Annotated in this window: 1 protein-coding gene; it reads right to left on the bottom strand. The window is 37.7% G+C overall.

The features are described from left to right. Positions 1 to 128: 128 nt before the first annotated feature. Complete coding sequence (locus tag PVK71_RS20365; protein ID WP_060993039.1) at positions 129 to 593, bottom strand: ASCH domain-containing protein; 465 nt, start codon at positions 591 to 593, stop codon at positions 129 to 131. Positions 594 to 669: the final 76 nt, after the last annotated feature.

The following is a 669-nucleotide window of genomic DNA, read 5'->3' as shown; positions in this document are numbered from 1 at the left end:
ATAACGCCGCAATAACACGTTTATTACTACGACGACTTAGCTGAATTTTACTGCCTTAAACACTGAAACCAAAGACAAACCTACAACGCCGAATGTAATAAATCGTGTTGATTGCTTTGTTATATTGCCTATTGATAAACGACATGAAATCGTTCCAATACAAGAACCATTTCCTCATTAGGCTGAATATTTAACTCTGAACATTCAGCAGCAAAGAAACGCCAATGAGCTTCACGCCACCATTTTAATGAACGGTCGCCCTCGCCTTCTGCATGAACAAACTCAGACGTAACTTCGTTATATTTACACGTTTCAACTGAATCAATTTCAATGATACAAATTGGTTTCCCATTCCAATCAACGACTACTTGTAAGTGACCAACGGTTGGCATTGGTTCTTCACCAGATTCATACCAAACATTTAAGCTACAAGTTGCTGTCTTTTGACCAATTCGGATTAATTCTGCGCATAAATTGGCATTATGCTCATCAGCACAGAAATAGTCTGAACTGAATGATTGATACTTTTCACGTTCAATTTCAGAAAGTGAGCTTAGATACTGATCCAAGTAGATTTGAGACTGTTCTTCCATGAAATCCTCTTAACTATTTTCGCAATATAACGCCTGCATAACACGTTTGCTACGATACAGACCTAGCTGAATTTTA

This window comes from Aliivibrio sp. S4MY1 (genome assembly GCF_028765545.1).
Lineage (GTDB): Bacteria > Pseudomonadota > Gammaproteobacteria > Enterobacterales > Vibrionaceae > Aliivibrio.
This window is presented reverse-complemented; position numbering and strand designations above follow the sequence as displayed.

Excerpts from the sequence above, each read along its gene's own strand:
- PVK71_RS20365 (WP_060993039.1), bottom strand. The coding sequence starts at position 593 with ATGGAAGAACAGTCTCAAATCTACTTGGATCAGTATCTAAGCTCACTT.